Annotated in this window: 1 protein-coding gene and 1 pseudogene; both read left to right on the top strand. The window is 69.1% G+C overall.

Annotation, left to right across the window (positions count from 1 at the left end; translation table 11 throughout):
- Nucleotides 1-234: pseudogene (locus CCN56_RS40755) on the top strand (mannose-6-phosphate isomerase, class I); the annotation flags it as partial.
- A gap of 66 nt (nucleotides 235-300) precedes the next feature.
- Nucleotides 301-606: cation diffusion facilitator family transporter (locus CCN56_RS40750; protein WP_143664843.1), on the top strand; the 306-nt coding region annotated here is incomplete at its 3' end.

Below are 606 nucleotides of genomic sequence, written 5' to 3'. Positions count from 1 at the left end.
GAGGTCTACGACACCCCGATCGACGAGTTCCGCCTCTCCCGGTTCGTACGGGCCGAGGGCGCCGCCCCCACCGACCTCACCGCCCCCGTCCCCCAGATCCTGCTGACCACCGCGGGGCGCCCGAAGGTCGGCGAGACCACCCTCGCCCCCGGCGAGTCCGTCTTCGTGCCGGCGGGCGAGGCCACCGAACTGTCCGGGGAGGGCACCGTCTTCCGGGCGACCGTCGTGGCCTGATGCGACAATGACCGGCCGAACCGCGGCGATCGAGCCGGAGCACCGACGAAGGGAACACGTACACCCATGAGCGCGTCAGGCGGAACCAAGGCGATCGTGGCGGCACTCGCCGCCAACCTGGCGATCGCCGTAGCCAAGTTCGTGGCGTTCCTCTTCAGCGGTTCGTCCTCGATGCTCGCCGAGAGCGTCCACTCGCTCGCCGATTCCGGCAACCAGGCCCTGCTGCTCCTCGGCGGCAAGAAGGCCCAGCGCGAGGCCACTCCTCAGCACCCGTTCGGCTACGGCCGCGAGCGGTACATCTACGCCTTCCTCGTCTCCATCGTGCTCTTCTCCGTCGGTGGCATGTTCGCCATCTACGAGGGCTACGAGAAG

This window comes from Streptomyces sp. NRRL B-24572 (assembly GCF_002156145.1).
GTDB classification, from domain to species: Bacteria; Actinomycetota; Actinomycetes; order Streptomycetales; family Streptomycetaceae; genus Streptomyces; species Streptomyces vietnamensis.
The sequence above is the reverse complement of the archived record's forward strand: the minus strand, read 5'-3'. Positions and strand labels throughout refer to the sequence as shown.